The organism is Niallia sp. NCCP-28 (assembly GCF_023168165.1).
Lineage (GTDB): Bacteria > Bacillota > Bacilli > Bacillales > Cytobacillaceae > Niallia.
Genome location: NZ_BQYJ01000008.1, coordinates 95946 through 117383, shown reverse-complemented (window position 1 = coordinate 117383; position 21438 = coordinate 95946). Strand labels below are relative to the sequence as shown.

16 protein-coding genes are annotated in these 21438 nt (G+C 33.6%); 12 read left to right on the top strand and 4 right to left on the bottom strand.

Annotated features, from left to right (window positions below; all coding sequences use genetic code 11):
* Positions 1-22: 22 nt before the first annotated feature.
* Positions 23-727: an aspartate/glutamate racemase family protein gene (locus NCCP28_RS19040; RefSeq protein ID WP_248562803.1), complete on the bottom strand. Its 705-nt coding sequence runs from the start codon at positions 725-727 to the stop codon at positions 23-25.
* A gap of 117 nt (positions 728-844) precedes the next feature.
* Here NCCP28_RS19040 and pdxR point away from each other — a divergent pair, with 117 nt between their 5' ends.
* The 4 genes from pdxR (at position 845) to NCCP28_RS19020 (ending at position 6912) form a co-directional block, all read left to right on the top strand.
* On the top strand, positions 845-2248 hold the full coding sequence (gene pdxR, locus NCCP28_RS19035; RefSeq protein WP_248562868.1) for a MocR-like pyridoxine biosynthesis transcription factor PdxR: 1404 nt from the start codon (positions 845-847) through the stop codon (positions 2246-2248).
* A 135-nt stretch (positions 2249-2383) separates the two neighbouring features.
* Complete coding sequence (locus NCCP28_RS19030) at positions 2384-3433, top strand: SepM family pheromone-processing serine protease (RefSeq protein ID WP_248562802.1); 1050 nt, start codon at positions 2384-2386, stop codon at positions 3431-3433.
* A gap of 132 nt (positions 3434-3565) precedes the next feature.
* Positions 3566-3754 carry a hypothetical protein gene (locus NCCP28_RS19025; protein WP_248562801.1) on the top strand — a complete coding sequence of 63 codons (189 nt, stop codon included), beginning with the start codon at positions 3566-3568 and terminating at the stop codon, positions 3752-3754.
* Positions 3755-4158: 404 nt separating this feature from the next.
* Entirely contained in the window at positions 4159-6912 is a 2754-nt protein-coding gene (locus tag NCCP28_RS19020; RefSeq protein WP_248562800.1) for a tetratricopeptide repeat protein, read from the top strand.
* A gap of 60 nt (positions 6913-6972) precedes the next feature.
* On the opposite strand, the gene NCCP28_RS19015 is transcribed toward NCCP28_RS19020, so the two are convergent.
* Positions 6973-8622 (bottom strand): glutamine--tRNA ligase/YqeY domain fusion protein, encoded by a 1650-nt coding sequence (locus NCCP28_RS19015; protein WP_248562799.1) that lies wholly within the window; start codon positions 8620-8622, stop codon positions 6973-6975.
* 937 nt (positions 8623-9559) lie between these two features.
* Between NCCP28_RS19015 and NCCP28_RS19010 the strand changes: the two genes are divergently transcribed.
* The 3 genes from NCCP28_RS19010 to NCCP28_RS19000 are packed head-to-tail and all read left to right on the top strand — an operon-like array spanning position 9560 to position 12842.
* Positions 9560-11023, top strand: a complete 1464-nt coding sequence (locus tag NCCP28_RS19010; RefSeq protein WP_248562798.1) for a circularly permuted type 2 ATP-grasp protein — start codon at positions 9560-9562, stop codon at positions 11021-11023.
* The gene (locus NCCP28_RS19005) at positions 11017-11979 is read left to right on the top strand and encodes an alpha-E domain-containing protein (RefSeq protein WP_248562797.1); all 963 of its coding nucleotides are present in this window, start codon (positions 11017-11019) and stop codon (positions 11977-11979) included. The genes NCCP28_RS19010 and NCCP28_RS19005 overlap by 7 nt, the downstream gene beginning before the upstream one ends.
* A complete protein-coding gene (locus tag NCCP28_RS19000) occupies positions 11976-12842 on the top strand; it encodes a transglutaminase family protein (protein ID WP_248562796.1) in 867 nt (288 codons plus the stop codon). The genes NCCP28_RS19005 and NCCP28_RS19000 overlap by 4 nt, the downstream gene beginning before the upstream one ends.
* Before the next feature lie 163 nt (positions 12843-13005).
* Here NCCP28_RS19000 and NCCP28_RS18995 read toward each other — a convergent pair whose 3' ends face one another.
* The gene (locus NCCP28_RS18995) at positions 13006-13329 is read right to left on the bottom strand and encodes an AzlD domain-containing protein (RefSeq protein WP_248562795.1); all 324 of its coding nucleotides are present in this window, start codon (positions 13327-13329) and stop codon (positions 13006-13008) included.
* The gene (locus tag NCCP28_RS18990; RefSeq protein WP_248562794.1) at positions 13326-14051 is read right to left on the bottom strand and encodes an AzlC family ABC transporter permease; all 726 of its coding nucleotides are present in this window, start codon (positions 14049-14051) and stop codon (positions 13326-13328) included. Before NCCP28_RS18990 ends, NCCP28_RS18995 begins: the two co-directional genes overlap by 4 nt.
* A gap of 105 nt (positions 14052-14156) precedes the next feature.
* Here NCCP28_RS18990 and NCCP28_RS18985 point away from each other — a divergent pair, with 105 nt between their 5' ends.
* From NCCP28_RS18985 to NCCP28_RS18965, 5 genes are all read left to right on the top strand, one after another.
* Complete coding sequence (locus NCCP28_RS18985; protein ID WP_248562793.1) at positions 14157-14705, top strand: helix-turn-helix domain-containing protein; 549 nt, start codon at positions 14157-14159, stop codon at positions 14703-14705.
* A 586-nt stretch (positions 14706-15291) separates the two neighbouring features.
* Positions 15292-16653 (top strand): aspartate kinase, encoded by a 1362-nt coding sequence (locus NCCP28_RS18980; protein ID WP_248562867.1) that lies wholly within the window; start codon positions 15292-15294, stop codon positions 16651-16653.
* A gap of 17 nt (positions 16654-16670) precedes the next feature.
* Positions 16671-17528, top strand: coding sequence for an HAD family hydrolase (locus NCCP28_RS18975; protein ID WP_248562792.1), 858 nt, complete (start codon positions 16671-16673; stop codon positions 17526-17528).
* Positions 17529-17798: 270 nt separating this feature from the next.
* Positions 17799-19535: an ABC transporter ATP-binding protein gene (locus NCCP28_RS18970; RefSeq protein WP_248562791.1), complete on the top strand. Its 1737-nt coding sequence runs from the start codon at positions 17799-17801 to the stop codon at positions 19533-19535.
* Positions 19520-21358 carry an ABC transporter ATP-binding protein gene (locus NCCP28_RS18965; protein ID WP_248562790.1) on the top strand — a complete coding sequence of 613 codons (1839 nt, stop codon included), beginning with the start codon at positions 19520-19522 and terminating at the stop codon, positions 21356-21358. The genes NCCP28_RS18970 and NCCP28_RS18965 overlap by 16 nt, the downstream gene beginning before the upstream one ends.
* The last annotated feature ends 80 nt before the right edge of the window (positions 21359-21438 follow it).

Sequence of the window (21438 nt, the reverse complement as noted above, 5' to 3'; positions counted from 1 at the left end):
TAACCTTACCCAAACCTTACAATTATTTAGAAATTGGTGAATATAAAGCACTTGCAGAAGCCTCTTTAGCATGCAAATAAGTAGTATTAAATAAAGGAATATCGATATCTTCTTCTGTAATTAGCAGGGGGATTTCTGTGCATCCTAAGATAATTCCCTCTGCTCCTGCCTCTCTTAATTTATTCATAATTTTTTTATATTTTTCTTTTGATTCGAAAAGGAATTTTCCTTGGCACAACTCGTTAAAAATAATATCATGAATAATTTGTCTATCAGTTTCATTGGGAATAATAGTGGAAATTTCCCATTGGGCTAATTTTTCTTTATAAAAATCCTGTTCCATTGTAAATTTTGTGCCTAATAGTCCTACTTTTTTTAAACCATGGTGAGTAATGTCTTTTGCAGCAGCATCTGCTATATGAATTAATGGAACAGATAAAGCTGCTTGAACTTCGGAGGCCATTTTGTGCATAGTATTAGTGCAGATTACTATTAATTCTGCTCCAGCATTTTCTAGTGTTTTTCCTGCATTTATCATCAGTTCTGTTGCTTTTTCCCAGTTTCCTGACTTTTGCAGGGAAACAATTTCTTCAAAATTGAAGGAATATATTTGGCATTTTGCTGAATGCAAACCACCTAATTCTTCTTTTATAAATGTATTGATGAGACGATAGTAGTCAGCAGTAGACTCCCAGCTTAGTCCCCCAATTAGACCGATTGTTTTCATATAGATTGTTCCCTTCCTAATTTCTTTTTCAAATAGTAACATGTTATTCTGGTATATAATAGTGCCAGAAAATAAATGGAATTATAGTGCCAGATGAAAGGTGATGCTAAAAATAAGATGATTTTTACAACCGTTAATCGGAAAAGTTCCAAGTCTCTTACACAGCAGGTTTATGAACAAATTCGCAATGGAATTTTAGATGGGAAGCTGAAAGAAGGCCAAAAGCTATTATCTTCAAGAGAGTTAGCTAAAATTATTAATGTGTCGCGAAATGTAGTTTTAGAAGCGTATGATCGTCTTTTAGCTGAAGGATATATTGAAGTTAAACCAAGATCAGGAACCTTTATTGCAAAAGGCACTTCTCTAGAACATATTGGTGCTAAAAAGTTGGATATAGAAAAAAAGCAGAAAGAGGAACTAGAAGATTCTATTATTGATTTTCGAGGAGGCAGTCCAGCTATTGACCATTTCCCAAGAAAAAAGTGGGGAGATTTAACAAAGAAGATTTGCATGGAGTCCCCACAATCTATATTTGGCTATAGCAGCGCTTGTGGCATACAAGAATTGCGCAATGTTTTAGTCAATTACCTGCAGAGAGCAAGAGGTGTCCATTGTCAGCCAGAGCAAATTATTATTACTTCAGGAGCAACTCAGGGGCTAAAGCTTATAACGGAATTGCTTATTACAGATAAAAAAACAGATTATATCGCAGTAGAAGATCCAGTTACAGATGAAATGCGCCATATTTTTACATATGCAAAAGCAGAAATCTACCCAGTTTCTGTTGATGAAAATGGCATTATCCCAGAATTATTGCCAAAAGAAAAACCGAACTTTGTATTTGTTATTCCATCCCATCAATATCCACTTGGCGGCATCTTATCCATTCAAAGGCGCTTAAAACTGATTGAGTATGCAAGAAGGATGAATTGTTATATTGTAGAGGATGACTATGATAGTGAATTTACATATGAAGGAGCACCAGTACCTGCCATGCAAGGTATTGATCAAGAGAGAGTGCTGTATGTCGGCACGTTTAGTAAAATATTATCTCCAGGTTTAAGAATAGGATATGTAGTATTGCCGGTACATTTAGTGGGAAATTTTCAAAAGTTAAAATGGTTTACAGACCGCCATACCTCGACTCTTGAGCAGCATACTTTAGCAAAGTTTATAGAAGGTGGTTATCTCGACAAACATATACGCAAAATGAGAAAAATATATCAGGAAAGAAGACTGGTATTGGTAAATAATATTCAAAAGCATTTTCATCAGGCAAAGATTATTGGCAAAGCTGCAGGAATGCACCTAGTTGTCGAAATGGCAGGCATTGATTTTAAAAAAGAACTAGTACAAAAAATAAAAGAAAAGGGGGTATGTATATACCCTGTTGAGGAATATAGTATAAAAAAAGGAGAACATACACAAAAAATTATTATGGGATACGGAGGATTAACACCAGAACAAATTAAAAAAGGAGTTCTTTTATTACGAGATGCTTTAAAGGAATATAAAGGGTAGGATCTGCTTGAATGTTTTAATTGCACTCGTAAAGAGGAGAGTAAAAGTTGCATTAAAAACATGTTTTTAAGCTTATAAAAGAAAGTTATGATATAAATGTAGGCAGCAGAAATTGATTAAGGAGCAGGATTTAATATGAAAAATATGAGAAGTATGAGAAATAGTAGGAATGTGAAAAAAGTATATATAAGCATTATTGGGATATTGTTAATATTACTATTTATACCGACTCCTTATTATTTAAACCAGCCAGGTTCCATAGAGCCACTTGCTTCTAAAGTAACGGTAGAAGATGGACATAAAACAGAAAAAGGCAGTTTAAATTTGACGACAGTATATTCTATTAAGGCAAGCAATCCATACATATGGTTATACGGTTTAGTAGCTCCACATACAGAAATTAAAAAGGAAGAAGAAGTAAGAGGAACCCTATCAGATGAAGAATATAATAGTTTGCTTCTGCATATGATGGATTCCTCCAAACAAAGTGCGATTATTGCAAGTTTTCATGAAGCGAATAAAGAGGTCAAATTTCAATATAATGGAGTGTTTGTAGCCAATGTGCTTTCTATTTCAAAAGCAAAATCTGCTATTAAAGTTGGTGATATCATTCATAAAGTTGATGGGAAAACAGTCAATCAAGCAGAACAGATGATTTCCTACTTAAAAGAAAAAAAAGCTGGAGACAAAGTAGAATTGCAGTATACACATAATAAAAAAACAAAAACGGCAATAGTAGAAGTCATTATGCTCAATAAAAAAACAGGCCAAGTTGGCATTGGAATAAGTCCAGAAAATAATATGAGTATTAATCCTTCTTTGGAAGTAGATATCAATAGTGAAAATATTGGAGGGCCCTCTGCTGGATTAATGTTTTCTTTAGAGATTTATAATCAGATGGAAAAGGGAGATTTAACAAAGGGATATAAAGTGGCAGGTACAGGCACAATGGATGCAAAAGGAAATGTCGGACAAATTGGCGGCATTCGCCATAAAATTGTGGCTGCACATAAAGCGGGAGTAGATATTTTTTTCTATCCTGAAGATGTAACTAGCCAAGATACAAATGAAAAAGAAATCAAAGATGAAGTGAAAAAAGAAGGATATGAGATTAAGATAGTGCCTGTTCGAACTTTGCATGAAGCAATTGAATATTTAGAGAAACTTCCTGAAAAAAAATCGTAGAAAATTACGATTTTTTTTAATTAATGCTTCCAGATAAATCTGTTTTATTTTTAAGCAAATAGGGAATGGTATAACTATCAGCTAAAAGTACGAAGCGTTTTAATTTGTTGGTGTTGCGGAGGAGGTTTTATAATGTCGGATTTTTTAAATAGTATTTTCGGTGTGCTTTATGGTTTATTTGGTATTCCCCTTTTTTTAATATTTGTTATTATTGTCATTTTTGCTGTTATGAGAAGTAGAAAAAAAAGAAAAATGAAAAGAGAAGATTGGTATGGGCATTCACCGGTAGAAAAAATTGAAAAAAGCAAAAAAGATAAATAAAAGACTTTTAAAAAGAATTAATGTATATTCATTAGTTCTTTTTTTTTGTGTCTTGATACAATATGTTAAAATGAAAGATAAAAATAGAAGCTAGCATAGTAAAAAGGTAAAATGGCCCTAGAGGAAGGTCTGTTTTTTCAGTAATCTAATAATGAAGAAGAAAATATAGCAGATATTCTTTTTTTGATGAAAATACAGAGAATTCTGTATCCTTATTCTGGCAGTAAACGAACTGTAATAAAAATGAACTATAATCGCAATAAAGAAAGAATTGAGTTTTGCTACAATGAATACAGCTTAATTTCAAAGTGATATTAAAAGGTTATTTTCCTTATAAAATGCGCATACAATATTTTATTCATAAGATTTAACGGTTAATTTACCAAATAAGGCAGGGGGAAGTTATGACTCTAGAAAGAAAATTAATAGAAAAAAAATACTTTGAAGGCTATATAAAAGACAGAAATGAGATTCCTATTGAAGTATTGGGAAAATTATATATAGGGGAACAAAGCAAAAATGTACCGGATTTAACATCTATTCGGTTTGCGCAGGGAGAATTGTACTTCCACTATCAGGATTATGAAACGGCTATTTTTAAATGGGAAAATATCGGCAATGAGCTAGAACCATGGGCAAAGAAAAATTTGGCTGATGCATATATGCAATTAGGAGAATTATCTACTGCAGAAGGCATCTACAAATCGGTCCTATCAGAATCAGAACTATTGAATGTGGAAATCTCTCTACAACTATTTGCTCTCTATATTGAAAAAGCAAATTTTGAGATGGCCCATGCTACAATAAAAAATTTAATTGTCAGCCATCCTGATTATAATAATATGACAACACTTGCACGCTCTTATTTTGAGGAGCAAAAAAATTGGGATGATGCCATTGAACTAGCAGTGAGCGAAGGGATGCGAACGGAATCACTAACATGGTATAAAGCGCTTATAGAGTATGCTGATTTAGGATTAACTTGCAAATATGAACCATTATATTTTTTAACTAGTTTAAAAAATGTTCAACAGCTTGATCATTTATTATTTGAACAATTTGCTTTAGCTTTATGGAAAAGTTACCGAAAAACAGCCTATTATTTAGACTGGCTAAAAGAATTTAATCTTTTATTGCATGAAGTAATAAAAGAAGAACCGGCATCCTGGACAGATATGCCATCTGTATTGGGAGAAACTTATATGCATTTAATTGCAGGAGCATATTCAATCAAAGAAATTGAAGGCATCATTCCAAGTATTTTAAGCAATTTCTTATCTGCTTCCGATGAGCAGTTATCTATTGTTGCAGCAGCAAGCATATTGGCATGGAATGATATGTTTCCATCTACAATAGAGTCTCATTATATAGATGCTTCCGAAAGCTTAGTAAATGAAATTTCTGAATCAGAAGTTGATTTAGAAGATATTTTGCGACTGTTTGAAAGAGTTTTAGAATGGGCCGATCAGCATGATATTAAAATCGATAAAATGTTTGCCAAAAAAGTATTGGCATGTATTCCTTCAACAGCACATCATCTATTTATAGTTGGGGCACCAGGCAGCGGAGTGAATGAATATATTAATGAGTTAATCGGACAAACCATTTTAGCTGAAGAGATAAGAAGTCTCCTTTCCATCAAAGATGATGATTATCTGGAAATTAAGGAAATAACGGTTGAAGATGAGGATATAATTGAAAATTTATCTGATTTTTATAATGAACAGTTAAGCAGTAATAGGGAGAATGATCAAGTAAGAGCATATGAATTAAGCGTGCCATCTAAATATTTGCATGAAAATAATTGGATTGTTACAACAGCTCCATTTAATAATAGTGACCAATATTTAGAATATGGATTGCTAGCAGATAGTTTAATCTATGTAATAAATGAAAAATCATTATTCTCTAATAATGAATATGAAAAACTAATAGAAATCCAGGAAAAAGTGCCGCAGCTCACTATTCAGTTTTTAGTTTATATAGATGAGGTCGATAATGAAAAAGTAGCTGCCAAAAGGCTGCAAAAAGTTACGACTACCATTCAGCATTATTTTCCTGCAAGTGAAATTACAATGTATGCAAAGCATGGGGAGAAAAGTGTTCAACTAAATAAGATAAGCAGATTCTATCAGGAGCATTTTGCTGCAAGAAATATACAAGAAGAGCGTATGGCAAAGAGCATTATGGTTACACAGGATATTATAACCAACTTATTGGATAAGCGAATTGATATGGAAGAAAGTTTAAAAATAACATTGGGTATGCATGAGGAAATGGTCAGTAAGTTAAAAGGAGCCAAAAATCAACTCAATGATGTAGTGGCAGAAAAGTCGCAAATAATTACGGAAGGTTTTGAATCCCTTAAGGAAAATGCAGTAGAGGAGATTAAGGAAGAAATTCCGAAACTTTTAAGGTCATGCAAAGATATTATTAAGGAAGAATGCGACTTTGGAAAAATTCATATTCTTCTTAATGATGAGATGAATATAAGAATTAATTCTTATGTGAATCAAACGTTGCTCCCTAATTTATACAATAAAATCTCTGAGTGGATTGAACGCTCTAAAGAAGAGTTCATGAAAAGTCAGCAGGATCTTGATGAATTGTGTGATGGGTTTAATAGCCTTTATGAAAAGAATCATTTGCAATTAACAGGCGAGTATTCTCTTTTAGAGGATTGGCAAAGGGATGCACATCGCATGACTAGCGGAGTTAGAATGGATAAAATGAATATATTGCTGAGATTTAAGCCTTCTCAAGTTTTATTAAAAAGTGCAGGGAAGATATTTGGAAATATCCCCCAAAATAAAAAGTTGCTGCACTCAAAATACCATAAATATTTGGAAACGGAAGATTTTTCCGAGGCAGTTGCAAATATTGTAGAAACATTAATTGCCCCATTTGATTTCTTTGAAAAAGGAATCGACCGGGATGTTAGAATGTTCTTTTATCCACCGCAAAATGTTCTGGAAAAAACAATAGAAGAAAATTCAAAGGAAATACAAGAATATAAAGAGGTATTAGAGAAACTGAAGAATAATCCGGAGATGTTCCATGATCCTTTACGATTATTTGAATTGCGTTTGCTTCAATATGATTGGCTTGCAAATACGCAAAAACCTGCTATAGCTGGAAGTTTCCAAGAAAAACACTAAACAGTAAAAGGGGCGGTTCTTTGCGAACCGTCCCTTTTACTGTAAAAACATGCAGATTATTTAAAGTTTAAAGGAGCTTTTTAATGAAACGATACGATTAAACACAGGTTTTTCTTCTGTTGTATACTTTGCATCTACACTAAAGTATCCATGTCTGAAAAATTGAAACTTATCGTATGGTTGAACATCCTTCATATTTGGCTCAATAAATCCTTGCACAATTTCAAGGGAATTATTGTTTACATAATCCAAAAATGTTTTTCCTTCTTCCATTTCAGCGTCCTCATCTAAAATAAGAGGTTCATATAGACGGAATTCTGCAGGAATAGCATGTGTTGCATCAACCCAGTGCAATGTTCCTTTTACTTTTCTGCCTGTAAAACCAGATCCGCTTTTTGTCTCTACATCGTATGTACAATGCAGTTCTACTACATTTCCATTTTCATCTTTAATAACATCTTCACATTTAATGAAATAAGCGTGTTTTAAGCGAACTTCATTTCCAGGGAATAAGCGGAAATATTTTTTCGGCGGGTTTTCCATAAAATCTTCTTGCTCAATATAAATTTCCCGAGAAAAAGGTATTTGTCTTGTGCCCATCTCAGGATTTTCTGGATTAATTTCAGCATCAAGCATTTCTACTTGTCCTTCAGGATAATTGGTAATAATAACTTTTAAAGGATTAAGGACGCCCATGGTTCTAGGTGCTTTTAATTTTAAATCTTCCCGTACAAAATGATCCAGCATAGCAGAATCAACTGCTCCAGACCCTTTAGAGATGCCTAGCTCTTTACAGAAAGCTTGAATAGCTTCAGGCGTTACTCCTTTTCTTCTTAATCCAGAGATGGTAGGCATGCGTGGATCATCCCAGCCATCCACATACTTTTCATCGACCAACTGCTTTAGCTTGCGTTTACTCATAACAGTATTGGTAATATTTAAACGGCCAAATTCAATTTGTTGTGGAGTGCTTTCCATTTCACATTCTCTAATAACCCAATCATATAAAGGGCGTTGGTCTTCGAATTCTGTTGTGCAAAGAGAGTGTGTTACTCCTTCGATTGCATCCTCTAAAGGATGTGCAAAAGCATACATCGGATAAATGCACCATTTATCTCCTGTATTATGATGTGATGCATGAGAAATGCGGTAAATAACAGGATCGCGCAGATTGATATTAGGTGAAGCCATATCTATTTTTGCACGAAGAACCTTTTCTCCATTTCCGAATTCTCCATTGCGCATTGCTTTAAAAAGCTGCAGATTTTCATCAATGGATCTAGTTCGGAAAGGACTTTCTTTACCTGGTTCTGTAAGTGTGCCTCGATATTCACGAATCTCATCTGCGGATAGATCATCCACATATGCCAGGCCTTTTTCGATTAGCAGGATAGCTCGATTGTACATTTCTTCAAAGTAGTCAGAAGCGAACAATAAGTTTTCCCATTTGTAGCCAAGCCATTCGACATCTTTTTTAATTGCATTAACATATTCGACATCCTCCTTTAAAGGGTTGGTGTCATCAAAACGGAGATTTGTTTTGCCATTAAATTCATCTGCTAAGCCAAAATTAATAAAAATTGATTTTGCATGTCCGATATGTAAGTATCCATTTGGTTCTGGTGGGAACCTAGTGATGACAGAATCATGCTTCCCTGTTTCCAAATCTTCTTTGATAATATTCTTAATAAAATTAGAACTGTTATCCACAATATATCCGCCCTTCTTCTTTTTCGTTTTAGAAAGTAATCAAAAGCAATCTCCTTTATGATTAATCTTTTATTGGAGGGTTCTTTGATTATATAAACAAAAAATTAGTTCTTAATATGATTATATCAATAATATAACCAAAATTTTATTATAAACTTCATAGAAAAGAAACGAAAGTACAATAATATGCAGTTTTTTAATTATTAAAGTTCTATAAAGCTAATCAAAAAAGGAAATATTAAATCTCTTCTATTTATCACGCATTAAGGGACTGTTACTCTTCACTTAAGGAGTGTGATAAGAAAAAACGAGAAATCTAGGGGGAAAAAATGCTCCCAAAATCTTAATTGAAGTTTCATTGTATTTGCTTGTAAAAGTAGTAGTAGTTCTTTTAAATGAACAGAAAATAATATTCTTTTACTATAGTTATTCTTTAGAGCCTTATTTATCGATTAAGTATTTTGTTTATTAATAGAAAAAGGAGCAAACGTTTAATTGCTGTATTGAAAAGGTTTTATTTAATTAAAGTAATTTAATGAGTTTTTAGATTCAGGAAAAAAGGAAGGTTTTTTAAGAAAATGTGTGGAAAAAACTTCCGATAAATATTGTTAGATTTTCTGACAATATAGTAGCGTTTGACAATTTTCGCTGTTAATCTAACAATTGTAAGAAAAAGTTACATAATAAATGGTAAATAGGAAAAAGTAATTGGAATTTTTTATCTGAATATAGAATTGGCCTTATTGATTTTGAATTAATTGTATAGGAATTTATAGTTAATCCAAAATTTATCCGGCATTGGGCAGTAAAACCCCACTGATTGAAGTTTTACTTTATTAACACTCACTAATTTTATTTTTTGAAAATTAAGAAAAATAAAGAAATCTTCTATTTATGTATCAAATAATTCTTAATTTTAAGGTAGGTGTTTAGGAGAATGATAAAAAAATACGAGACAGCAGATCACTTTTTTGATGAAATGTTTATGGTTGATGACAAACCACATAAGCATTACCAATCGTTAATGAATAATATGTCCGCATTAGATGAAGATACAATAAAAAATAGACATTTATTGGCAGAGCAGGATTTTATGCGTCAAGGCATTACATTTACTGTTTATCATAATGATGAAGGAACAGAAAGAACGATGCCTTTTGATCCGTTGCCTCGAATTATTCCAGCTGATGAATGGGAAATTGTTGAAAAAGGGCTCCATCAAAGAGTCAGGGCATTGAATTGTTTTCTTGATGATATTTATACAGATCAAAATATTTTAAAAGATCAAGTGGTGCCAAGAGATTTAATTGTGAATTCTCCTCATTTTTATCACCAGGTATACGGGGTAAAGGTGCCAAAAAAGAATCATATTTTTATAGCTGGCATTGATTTGATTCGAGATGAGAATGGAAATTATTTAGTTCTTGAAGATAATATTCGCAATCCATCTGGACTGTCTTATGTTTTTCAGAATCGCTATATTATGCGGAAACTTTTTCCTGAACTATTTAAAGAATATACATTGCAATCATTAGATAATTATTTATATGAGATGCATGAAGCGTTAAAATATATTGCTCCAGACGAAAAGAAGAAACCAGTAATTGTTTTGCTGACTCCGGGAATGTACAATTCCGCTTATTATGATCATAGCTTTTTGGCAAAGCAAATGGGGATTGAGCTCGTCGAAAGCAGAGATCTTCTTGTGAAAGACAGAATTGTTTATATGAAAACAACAAGAGGACTGCAGCAAGTAGATGTCATTTATCGAAGAATAGATGATGACTATTTAGATCCAATTGAATTTAAAGAAGATTCTTTAATAGGAGTACCAGGGTTATTAGATGCATATAGGGCAGGAAATGTTTCGATTGCAAATGCAATTGGAAATGGAGTTGCTGATGATAAAGCAACATATGCATATGTTCCTGATATGATTCGTTATTATTTGCAGGAAGAACCGATTCTATCTAATGTAAAAACATATATTTTATCCAAAAAAGAGGATTATCATTATGCTTTAAACAATTTAGATGAACTTGTGTTTAAAGAAAGAAACTCCTCTGGAGGGTACAATATGTTGATTGGCCCTCATGCAACTGTGGAAGAAAAAGAGCTATTTCGAGCAAAAATTATCAAAAATCCTGAAAACTTTATTGCACAGCCTACTATATCATTATCTACGCTGCCAACCTATACAAAAGAAGGCATTCAAAGAAGACATATTGACCTTCGTGCATTTGTACTTTTAAATGAAGTGCCTCATATTGTTCCTGGTGGTCTGACGAGGGTCGCTTTAAAAAAGGGTTCTCTTGTCGTCAATTCCTCACAAGGCGGAGGAAGCAAAGATACTTGGATATTGGGAAACACCATCAATGATAGGAGGCAAGAAGGATGTTAAGCCGTGTTGCTGACTCGCTTTATTGGATTGCTCAGAATATGGAAAGAGCAGATAGTATGGCAAAACTGCTCTCTGTAAGATTGGTTAGTATTTTAGAAAATCAGGATCCGCTATTAGGCACAGAAAATGATTGGAAAGAAGTTATTGAAATCACAAGCAATAAAGGCGATTATCAAGCTCTTTATACGCAATACGATCGCGATTCTGTTATACACTATGTCGGATTTGCAAAAGAAAATAGCAATTCTATTTATTCGTGCATTACAATCGCTAGAGAAAATGCAAAAATGATCCGTGAGATGATTCCAATTGAATTATGGGAAGTAATAAATGAATTATACTTGCAAATACAAAAGTTCTCTTTTTCTATAGGCAAAACAGAAGAGCTGAATAATTATCTTAAAAGTATAAATGAAAAGTATTTTTTATTTCAAGGAATCATAGCAGGTTTAATGTCTCGAGAAGAAGGCTATTTATTTATAGTATTTGGCAAATACTTAGAGGTTATCAGAAAACTGGCGTGCACCCTTGATGTATATTACAATCAAAAGCGGACAGAAAGATTTGATAAAGAGGGAATACATTATCATTATTGGAGTTCGGTATTGAGCAGTTTAAGCGGATATGATTCTTATATTCAGAAATATCAGGCTTCGATGGATCCCGTGAAAATTGTAAACTATTTATTGTTTGATGATTCATTGCCTCGTTCTGTGAGTTACAGTGTACAGCAGCTAGTAAATGCTTTTCAGGCATTAGAGCACAGGCAAGTAAATGGATATTCTGAAAAATTATATGAAGTACTAGAAGAATTAAATAAAGAAGTTCGCTGCAAGTCAGTAGATCAACTTCCAGATTCTCTGCATAAGTACTGTCAAAGATTACAGTCTCTATGTGATTCAATTGGCATTGCCATCATGGAGACTTACTATTTAGGAGAGATAAGTTCAAGATGAAATATGAAGTGCTCCAACGCTCCCATTATAAGTATAGCTTGCCAGTAAGCAAAAGTATTAATCATTGTCTCTTTAAGCCGTTATCGAACAATAACCAGAAGTTATTGGAATATGATTTAACGATATTTCCAGAAGCAAATTCTTATAGTCATATGGACTACTGGGGAAATGAAGTGACAACTTTTTATATTTGGGAGCCCCATAATGAATTGCTTGTGGAAACAAAGTCGATTTTACATGTTCAATATGAAAAGCGAAACATCCTTTTAGATGAACAGATACTGCATAAAATGAAGCTGGAATCGTTTCGGCAACAGTTTGCAGAGTTTTTAAAACCAACCGATTATACGACTTTAAGTGAAGAAATGCTGCAGTCTGTCACAAGTGCACTTGGGGAAGAAGTTAATCCATATATCTTTTTACAAAAGTTAAATGAATATATATTTACTCATTTTTCCTATGTGCCTGGAGCAACCCATGTTAAAACAATTGCAAGTGAGGCATTTGAGAAAAAATCAGGAGTTTGCCAAGATTTTTCCCATGTGATGTTGGCAATATGCAGATATGCAGGCATTCCTGCTCGCTACGTAAGCGGCTATATTTATGGAGGCGAGGACGCAGCAATGAGGGGAGATTCTCAAACGCATGCATGGGTAGAAGTATATATTCCTGAATATGGATGGATTGGATTTGATCCAACTAACAATATGATGGCAATGAGTCAGCATATCCGTGTTGCTACAGGACGAGATTATGGAGACATTACACCATTAAAAGGCGTATATATGGGCAATGGAACACAGGAATTAGCGGTTTCAATTAGTGTAAGCAGATTAAAGGATAATGATAAAATCTGCTGTTAAAAAGGGACTTCCTATCAGATGGTTATTACCATATATAGGAAGTCCTCTTTTTGACTATGTTACAGCTAACTTTGTGCTATTGATTGGAGTAGAAGGCATAAGTGAGGCTCCTTCGGAAAGCAAGCGTTTGTAGCGGAAATCAATAGCTAATTTTAACAGAACCTTAAAAAAAGAAACGAATAAATGCCATGGAAAATACTCCAGCTAAAACGGTTGGCAGCAAGCTTTTTGTAAAAATGGCAATAAGGCATGTTGGGATGGCTGCAGCTAACACCGTCCAGTTTATTGCAAGTCCGCTATTTGTTTTGGCAAGCAGATTTTCCACGATTAATCCTGTGAAAATGCAAATGGGAATATAGGAGAGCCATTTTTCAACCGGTTTAGAAATAGTAAAATTTCTAACAAAGATAAAAGGAAGTATCCTTGGCAGCAGTGTTACAATTGTGCAGCCAGCTAAAAGCAAAAGAAACTCAAGCGAGGTAGTCATTTATCTGTCACCACCCCAACTGTTGCTACAATGATAGTAGAAATAATAACTGCAAGGCTGCTGCTGATGAAAGAAGAGAAGATAAGCATGCAAATAACCATTAATGACATGAGTAATAGATAATGCTTTAATTTAGTGTGTTCAATGGATTGTAATTGAAGAATAAGCAATGCAATAAACATGGCTGTTAAAGCATAATCGAATCCTAAAATTTCTGGATTTGGAAACCATCCTCCTAAACAAGCCCCTAGTGTACAAGAAAAAATCCATACTACATAAGCAGTTACATTTAAACCATTCATCCATTTGTCATTAATGGGATATTTTTTAGCTGCTTTTACAATAGCAACACCAAATGATTCATCTGTAAGCAAACTTCCAAAAGTGATATTTTTTCGTATAGAATAGGAAGTAAACATTGGCGCAATTGCTGAACTAAGCAATAAATGACGCAAATTCACAATAAATGTTGTTAAAATTATGGCACTTATAGGGCTAGAAGCAGCAATCATGGCACAGATAATAAATTGTGCAGCCCCTGCATAAACAAAAATAGATAAAAGCAATATTTCTAAGATAGATAAACCAGATGAAACACCAACGATACCCATTGCAATCCCAATACTAATATAACCCAATAATGTTGGAAGGCAATCCTTTATTCCGTCGAGAAAGGTTGGAGAGGACGGAGCTGCTTTTGTAACAGAATTTAACGTTTCCACAAGATTTCCCCTTTTGTACTATATATTATCTATATGTATAATATAATGAACAGTATATAAGGAATTAATCATTAATGCAACTATTCATTTTGAAGGAGAAAAGACATGCAGCCTTTAGCAAATATAATTGGACAAAATTTAGAGAAATTACGGAAAAAAAGGGGATTTAGCTTAGATAAGACTGCTGAATTGACAGGAGTGAGCAAAGGAATGCTTGCATCCATTGAAAAAGGGAAAACAAATCCAACAGTATCAACACTTTGGAAAATCGCGATGGGGCTGCAAGTATCATTTTCTTATTTTATGGCAGAAACTAAAACAGAAGTAAAACAAGTTAAATTAAAAGAGCTGAAGGAGTTTACTGATGACAGTGATCACTACCACTTGTTTTCCCTTTTTCCATTTCACCCAGGCAAGAAGTTTGAAATCTATACAATACAATTAGATGCATATGCTAGCCATATTTCTGAGCAGCATGCGGGAGAAGAATATATTTTAGTAGGGGATGGAGAGCTATTAATAGAAATTGGAGAGAATCAGTATAAATTGGAGGCAGGTGATGGCCTGCAATTTTCCCCGAATCAGCAACATATTTATACCAATCCATTAAATAAAACAGTCACTATTTTTAATGTTATTTATTATCCAGAATAAGGAGAAATATAAAAAACCATCCTCTTTTAAGAATGGTTTTTTTGATATTTTTTGAACTGTTTATTAATAATTCGTTTTTTCGTAAGAGGATTAATAATGGTCCTCAGCTGCCTCTTCTAATCGCTGTATCATAGCCATTTTCTCTAAGGAGCTTATCTCTTTTTGTTTATAAGTTTAAATAGAATAAATTGTAGGCATGATTCTATTATAATTATTTAAAAATAAATTTTTTTATTAAATGCCTCTTTTTGCAAACTTTGCTGTTGTAGAGCAAATCAACGAGAAAGATAAATGAAATTCTATATAAAAAATAACAGCCAATACAAAAATTTCTTATTAAAAATAGGATGTAGAATAAAAAAGGGATATTACTTTTTTAAAATAATAATGAAAAATAATGAAAAATACATTATATTTTGAAAATAGATATTTTTTATTTATGATGTTTTCGAAGGAGAAACAAATGTTTATACAGAGTGGATGTTTTTTTGCTTCTTCAAAAGGAAAACGTAATAATAAAGAAAATAGATTAATGTTAGCAATTAAAAAAGAATGCAATACTAATTTAATAATGGGAGATGTAGAAATGAAGGTTGTTAAGTTTGGCGGAAGTTCATTAGCAACGGGAAGCCAATTGGAAAAAGTGCTGGAAATTGTTAAAGAAGATGCAAAACGAAAAATCATTGTAGTTTCAGCTCCAGGCAAACGCTATGAAGATGATTTAAAAGTAACAGATCTTTTAATCGCTTGTGGGGAAAAAAAACTAGCAGGAGAAGAAATAGGAGATCTTATTGATACTATTTTAGAAAGATATGTAAATATTGCAAAAGAATTGGATCTTTCAAATGAAATTATCACCAAAATTGAAGAAGATTTATTAGCAGTGCTTAATGGCGATAATACAAATAAAAATGCATATCTAGAAGCAGTAAAAGCATGCGGGGAAGATAATAATGCAAAATTAGTTGCTTACTTTTTTAATGCAAAAGGCGTAAAAGCTGTATATGTTAATCCTAAAGATGCTGGTTTAATTGTTAGTGATGATCCAGGAAATGCTCAAGTGCTTCCACATTCATATGATCGTCTATATTCTTTAAGAGACTATGAACCTATTGTCGTATTCCCAGGTTTTTTTGGATATAGTGAAAAAGGCGATGTCATCACTTTTTCAAGAAGTGGGTCCGATATTACTGGAGCTATCTTAGCCAATGGGGTAAAAGCAGAACTTTATGAGAACTTCACAGATGTCGATGCTGTGTATTCGGTGAATCCATCAATCGTTTCTTCCCCAAAGGAAATAAAAGAACTGACATATAGAGAGATGCGGGAACTCTCTTATGCAGGTTTTTCTGTATTCCATGCAGAGGCTTTAATACCGGCATATCGTGCGGGAATACCTGTTAACGTAAAAAATACGAATAATCCAGGAGTGCCTGGAACAAGAATTGTTGCTTCTCGAAATAATACAAATGGACCAGTAATCGGCATAGCAAATGATAAAGGATTTTGTTCTATTTACATAAGCAAATATTTGATGAATAGAGAAGTTGGTTTTGCAAGAAGAATCTTATCTATTTTAGAAGAATTCCAAATTTCTTATGAACATATGCCTTCAGGAATAGATGACCTGACTATTATTTTAAGAGAAGAACAATTGGCTGGAAAAAGTGAGCAAGAAATTACAGGGAGAATTAAAGAGGAGCTGCAAACTGAGGAAATAGTGGTGGAACATAACTTGGCACTTATAATGGTTGTTGGTGAGGGAATGCGCCATAATGTTGGTACAACGGCAAGAGCAACAAAAGCTCTGGCTGATGCAGGTGTTAATATCGAAATGATCAATCAAGGTTCTTCAGAAGTAAGCATGATGTTTGGCGTGAAAGAGCCGATGGCAAAAAAAGCAGTAAAAGCATTGTATGCAGAGTTTTTTAGTCAAAAATCGCTGTGAAAATTAAGGAGCGGATTATGGATATTAAAGCAATTATTTTAGATATGGATGGTACGATGCTGAATGAAGAAAGCAAAGTAAGCGAGGAATTGCATCGATATTTAAGACGCTTGCGACAAGATGGACTAAAGGTATTTATTGCGACAGGAAGAACATTGCTGGAAATAGAAAATGTTATTCCAGAAGGATTTGAAGTGGATGGATTCGTCACTTCTAATGGAATGGCGGCTTTTATAGAAGAAGAACAATTATTTCAGCATTCCTTGGATCCTAGTTTAGTTGAGGGGATAATTGAGGAAGCTCAAAAAAGAAATCTTTATTATGAAGTACACCCAGCAGTCGGAAATCGTTATGCGTTGAAGGAAGATAAAGGAATGATTTTGCACATGATAAAGGGGGAACGTCCATTATCAGTGGAAGAAAACGAGTGGATTTCTAGAAAATCGGCAGTAGAAGAACATATTAACTGGAAAAGTGAACTTCATCCAAATAATATCAGCAAAATCTACTTCTTTCACACAGACAAAGGAATAATAAAGAGTTGGATATCGTTTTTGGAAAAATTAAAGCTGCAGCATGGTTTCTCATCTTCCTCTTCTACAGAAAATAATGTAGAGGTAATGTCGGAAAATATCAATAAAGCAACAGGGGTAGAGTATCTGTTAAAAAGATACAATCTTTCGTTTGAAGAAGTGCTTGCAGTTGGAGATGGAGAAAATGATTTGCCTCTTTTAAAGCGGACAGGTCATGCTGTGGCGATGAAAAATGCCCCAGAATCAGTAAAATTATGTGTGGATGAGCAAACGGAATTTTCATATAAAGAAAATGGTCTTTATTATTACTTATCCAATAAGTTTAAGCTGAATGAACAATGAATATTACTTAATCCTCAAGAAGAAAGAACGAAAAATTAAGTAAAGTGCTGTAAAATATTTTGCGAAAAAAAGCATTAAAGCAATATATCCGCTTTAATGCTTTTTTATTTGATAAAAAGATTTCTTACAAAACAAAAATGATTATTTTGTTGCATAAAATAATCTGCTGATTTAGTTGATTATCTATGTAAAAGAAAGGTATTATTAACATAATATTTAGTATTGCTAAATAATTCAAATGATTATGAATGGATTTTTTAGGAGGAGAATATGGCAAGGATCTTTGGAAGACTTTCTGCATATTGGGTTGCTATGGCAATCGCGCTTTTTCTTATGTTTACCGAATTGGCAGTGGAGCTAGTTCAACCGCTTATTATGGCGAAGATTATCGATGAAGGTTTGCTGAAAGAAGACGCGCATACTGTTGGTATTTGGGGAAGCATTTTGGTGGGGATGTCTTTGTTTGCATTTGCAGCAGGAGTGATTAATACTTTTTATTCTGCACATGTTAGTCAAAGCTTTGGCTATAGCTTACGCAAAGATTTATATCAAACGATACAATATTTCACAAATTCCACAAGCAGTATGTTTGCGACTTCCTCTCTCATCACAAGACTAACTAATGATATTATTCAAGTGCAAAACACTATTTTTATGGGGTTAAGATTTTTGCTGCGAGCGCCGCTGTTAATCATTGGCGGCATTTTAATGTCATTGATTGTGGATGTGAAACTTGGACTTATACTTGCCATCACGATTCCAGTCATTATTTTTATGTTTTTTTATGTTATTAATAAAGGCAGTAAATTATTTAAGCTTGTTCAAGAAAAATTAGACCGTGTTAATAATGTCATGCTGGAAAACTTAACAGCTATGCGATTAATTCGAGCGTATGTACGGCATCAATATGAAAAAAGCCGTTTTTTGCAGGCAAGCAATAACTTAAAGGAAAATACGGAAACCGCATTAAGGCTGATGGAGATAACAGTGCCTTTTGTTTTGTTTCTAATGAATATGTCCATTCTTTGTATACTTTGGTTTGGTTCTGTACAAATAAATAATGGAACAATACAAATTGGAAAAGTAGTAGCTATCATAAACTACTCATTAAGAATTACTTCTTCCTTATCTGTTATTACGATGCTAATTATGGTTATCTCTCGTTTAAGAGCATCGACAGTACGCTTAAGTGAGGTATTTGAGCAGGAAAGCAAAGATAATGAGAAAAGCGCTAATGGAAAAAAGCAATTGCTGAATGGAAAAATTTCTTTTGAAAATGTAACATTTCGCTATCCGAATTCTCAATCTAATGCCCTAAACCATTTAACCTTTGCCATTCAAGAAAAAGAACTAGTCGCAGTATTAGGTGCAACTGGATCTGGCAAGAGTTCACTCTTTCAATTAATCCCACGCCTTTTCGAACCAACAGAAGGACATATATATATAGATAACGAGGAAATTGATTGTTATTCATTAGAAAGTCTGAGAAAACAAATAGGGTATGTTCCACAACAATCTTTGCTGTTTACAGGGACCGTAAAAGAAAATATTTTGTGGGGCAATCCAAAAGGTTCCTTTGAAGATGTAGTAAAAGCGGCAAAAGATGCACAAATTCATGACACTATTATGCTTCTGCCAGATAAGTATGAAACGAAAATTGGCCAAAAGGGCGCTAATCTTTCCGGTGGACAAAAACAAAGAATTGCGATTGCGAGAGCACTTATAAGAAAGCCAAAAATGCTTCTATTGGATGATAGTACCAGCGCCTTAGATATACAAACAGAAAGGCAGCTTCTTCAAGCCTTAACTGCATATAATTGCACTATTTTTCTTATTACCCAAAAAATATCCACAGCACAAAAAGCTGATAAGATAATGCTGATGGATGACGGAAAGCTTCTTGCTTTTGATACACCTGAAAATATTCAAAAAACAAATGATCTTTATCAAAAAATAGTGCTGTCGCAAAGGGAGAAAGGGGAAGAGCAAATATGTTCAAAGCCCTAAAAGATCCATTTCATTATCCTAACATAAAAGTAATGCCGATTAAAAAAAATGAGGACATTGGAAAAAAACCAAAAACTATGGCTCCTATCCTTTATAGAGTCTGGACATATATGGGGGACGGAAAAAGAATGCTGTTGGGTGTACTGATCCTCGTCGCCGTCAGTTGTGCTTTAGGACTGCTAGGTCCCTTTTTATTGGGAAAAGCAATTGATGCTTATATTGTAAACCAGCAAGTAGATAAGTTAGGATGGATGATTTTGATTTTAGGAATCATCTATTTATTCTATTCAGTCTCTTTATTTCTACAAAATTATTGGATAATTGGCATCTCTCAAAAAACGGTATATAAGCTAAGAGCAGATTTATTTGAACAGTTGCACAAACTTCCGATAAGCTTCTTCGATAAACGCCAACAAGGAGAATTGATGAGCAGAATTACAAATGATATGGAAAATATTAGTTCAACACTAAATACCTCTATTATTCAAATCTGTTCTAGTATCTTAACTTTAATAGGCACTGTATCTATTATGCTATGGCTGAGTCCACTTTTAACCTTATTAACTTTTACGATTATCCCTATTATGTTTTTATGCATGAAATGGATTACTAAAAGAACTGGGCCCTTATTTAAACAGCAGCAAAAATATTTAGGAGGACTAAATGGGTTTATTGAAGAATCGATTTCTGGCCAATCTATTGTTAAAACTTTTTCTTTAGAAGAGAAGATGATAGAAGAACTGAATGAAAAAAATATAGCTTACAGAAATGCAGGATATTGGGCTCAAGTTTACTCTGGATATATACCAAAAGTAATGAATATGCTAAATAATATAAGCTTTGCTTTAATAGTGGGCATCGGTGGATTGATTATTTTAAAATCGAGCGCTATAACAATTGGTGTTATTATTATTTTTGTTGAATATTCCAGGCAGTTTACTAGACCTTTAAATGATTTGTCCAATCAATTTAATACACTGTTATCTGCTATTGCTGGTGCAGAACGTGTTTTTGAAATTTTGGATGAACACCAAGAAGCAACGGATGAAAAAGCTGCAAGGAACATTCCGGCAATTAAAGGAGAAATTAAGTTTAAAAATGTATCTTTTGCTTATAGGGATGGGGCATTAATATTAGATAATATCTCCTTTACAGTAAATCCAGGTGAAACTCTAGCACTTGTGGGACCGACAGGGGCAGGAAAAACTACAATTATTCAATTGATTACAAGATTTTATGATATAACGGAAGGGTTAATTGAAATAGATGGAAAGGATATTTCAACGATCAAGCGTGATAGTTTGCGTTCCCATATAGGGTTTGTTCTCCAAGATACTTATTTGTTTGAAGGAACAGTGCGGGATAATATTCGATATGGACGGCTTTCAGCAAATGATGAAGACATAGTAGCAGCAGCAAAAATGGCAAATGCACATCATTTTATTTTAAAGCTGGAAAATGGCTATGATACTATTCTTAAAACGGGCGGAAATGGCATTAGTCAAGGTCAAAAGCAGCTTCTCTCCATTGCTAGGGCAATGCTAGCTGATCCGGCCATTCTTGTATTAGATGAAGCAACCAGCAGTATTGATACAGTTACAGAATTGAAAATTCAGGAGGCACTAGATCTTCTAATGGATGGAAGAACTTGTTTTGTTGTTGCCCACCGTTTAAATACAATTAGAAATGCGGATAAAATCTTAGTTATGAAAAATGGAAATATTATTGAAACTGGTTCACATAAGCAGCTATTAAAACAAAAAGGTTTCTATTATGATTTGAATTTATATCAAACAGAAGGAAAAAAGGGAAGCGGCTTGTAGCGGCTAAATAAGAGGAAAATAGATAAGAGTTATCAAAAACTTTAAGCGGAATTTTGATGACCGATAGGATCTAAGGAGAA

What these genes read in the sequence shown, in the direction of transcription:
- NCCP28_RS19040 (WP_248562803.1), bottom strand. Translation starts at nt 727, where the DNA reads ATGAAAACAATCGGTCTAATTGGGGGACTAAGCTGGGAGTCTACTGCT.
- pdxR (WP_248562868.1), top strand. Translation starts at nt 845, where the DNA reads ATGATTTTTACAACCGTTAATCGGAAAAGTTCCAAGTCTCTTACACAG.
- NCCP28_RS19030 (WP_248562802.1), top strand. Translation starts at nt 2,384, where the DNA reads ATGAAAAATATGAGAAGTATGAGAAATAGTAGGAATGTGAAAAAAGTA.
- NCCP28_RS19025 (WP_248562801.1), top strand. Translation starts at nt 3,566, where the DNA reads ATGTCGGATTTTTTAAATAGTATTTTCGGTGTGCTTTATGGTTTATTT.
- NCCP28_RS19020 (WP_248562800.1), top strand. Translation starts at nt 4,159, where the DNA reads ATGACTCTAGAAAGAAAATTAATAGAAAAAAAATACTTTGAAGGCTAT.
- NCCP28_RS19010 (WP_248562798.1), top strand. Translation starts at nt 9,560, where the DNA reads ATGATAAAAAAATACGAGACAGCAGATCACTTTTTTGATGAAATGTTT.
- NCCP28_RS19005 (WP_248562797.1), top strand. Translation starts at nt 11,017, where the DNA reads ATGTTAAGCCGTGTTGCTGACTCGCTTTATTGGATTGCTCAGAATATG.
- NCCP28_RS19000 (WP_248562796.1), top strand. Translation starts at nt 11,976, where the DNA reads ATGAAATATGAAGTGCTCCAACGCTCCCATTATAAGTATAGCTTGCCA.
- NCCP28_RS18995 (WP_248562795.1), bottom strand. Translation starts at nt 13,329, where the DNA reads ATGACTACCTCGCTTGAGTTTCTTTTGCTTTTAGCTGGCTGCACAATT.
- NCCP28_RS18985 (WP_248562793.1), top strand. Translation starts at nt 14,157, where the DNA reads ATGCAGCCTTTAGCAAATATAATTGGACAAAATTTAGAGAAATTACGG.
- NCCP28_RS18980 (WP_248562867.1), top strand. Translation starts at nt 15,292, where the DNA reads ATGAAGGTTGTTAAGTTTGGCGGAAGTTCATTAGCAACGGGAAGCCAA.
- NCCP28_RS18975 (WP_248562792.1), top strand. Translation starts at nt 16,671, where the DNA reads ATGGATATTAAAGCAATTATTTTAGATATGGATGGTACGATGCTGAAT.
- NCCP28_RS18970 (WP_248562791.1), top strand. Translation starts at nt 17,799, where the DNA reads ATGGCAAGGATCTTTGGAAGACTTTCTGCATATTGGGTTGCTATGGCA.
- NCCP28_RS18965 (WP_248562790.1), top strand. Translation starts at nt 19,520, where the DNA reads ATGTTCAAAGCCCTAAAAGATCCATTTCATTATCCTAACATAAAAGTA.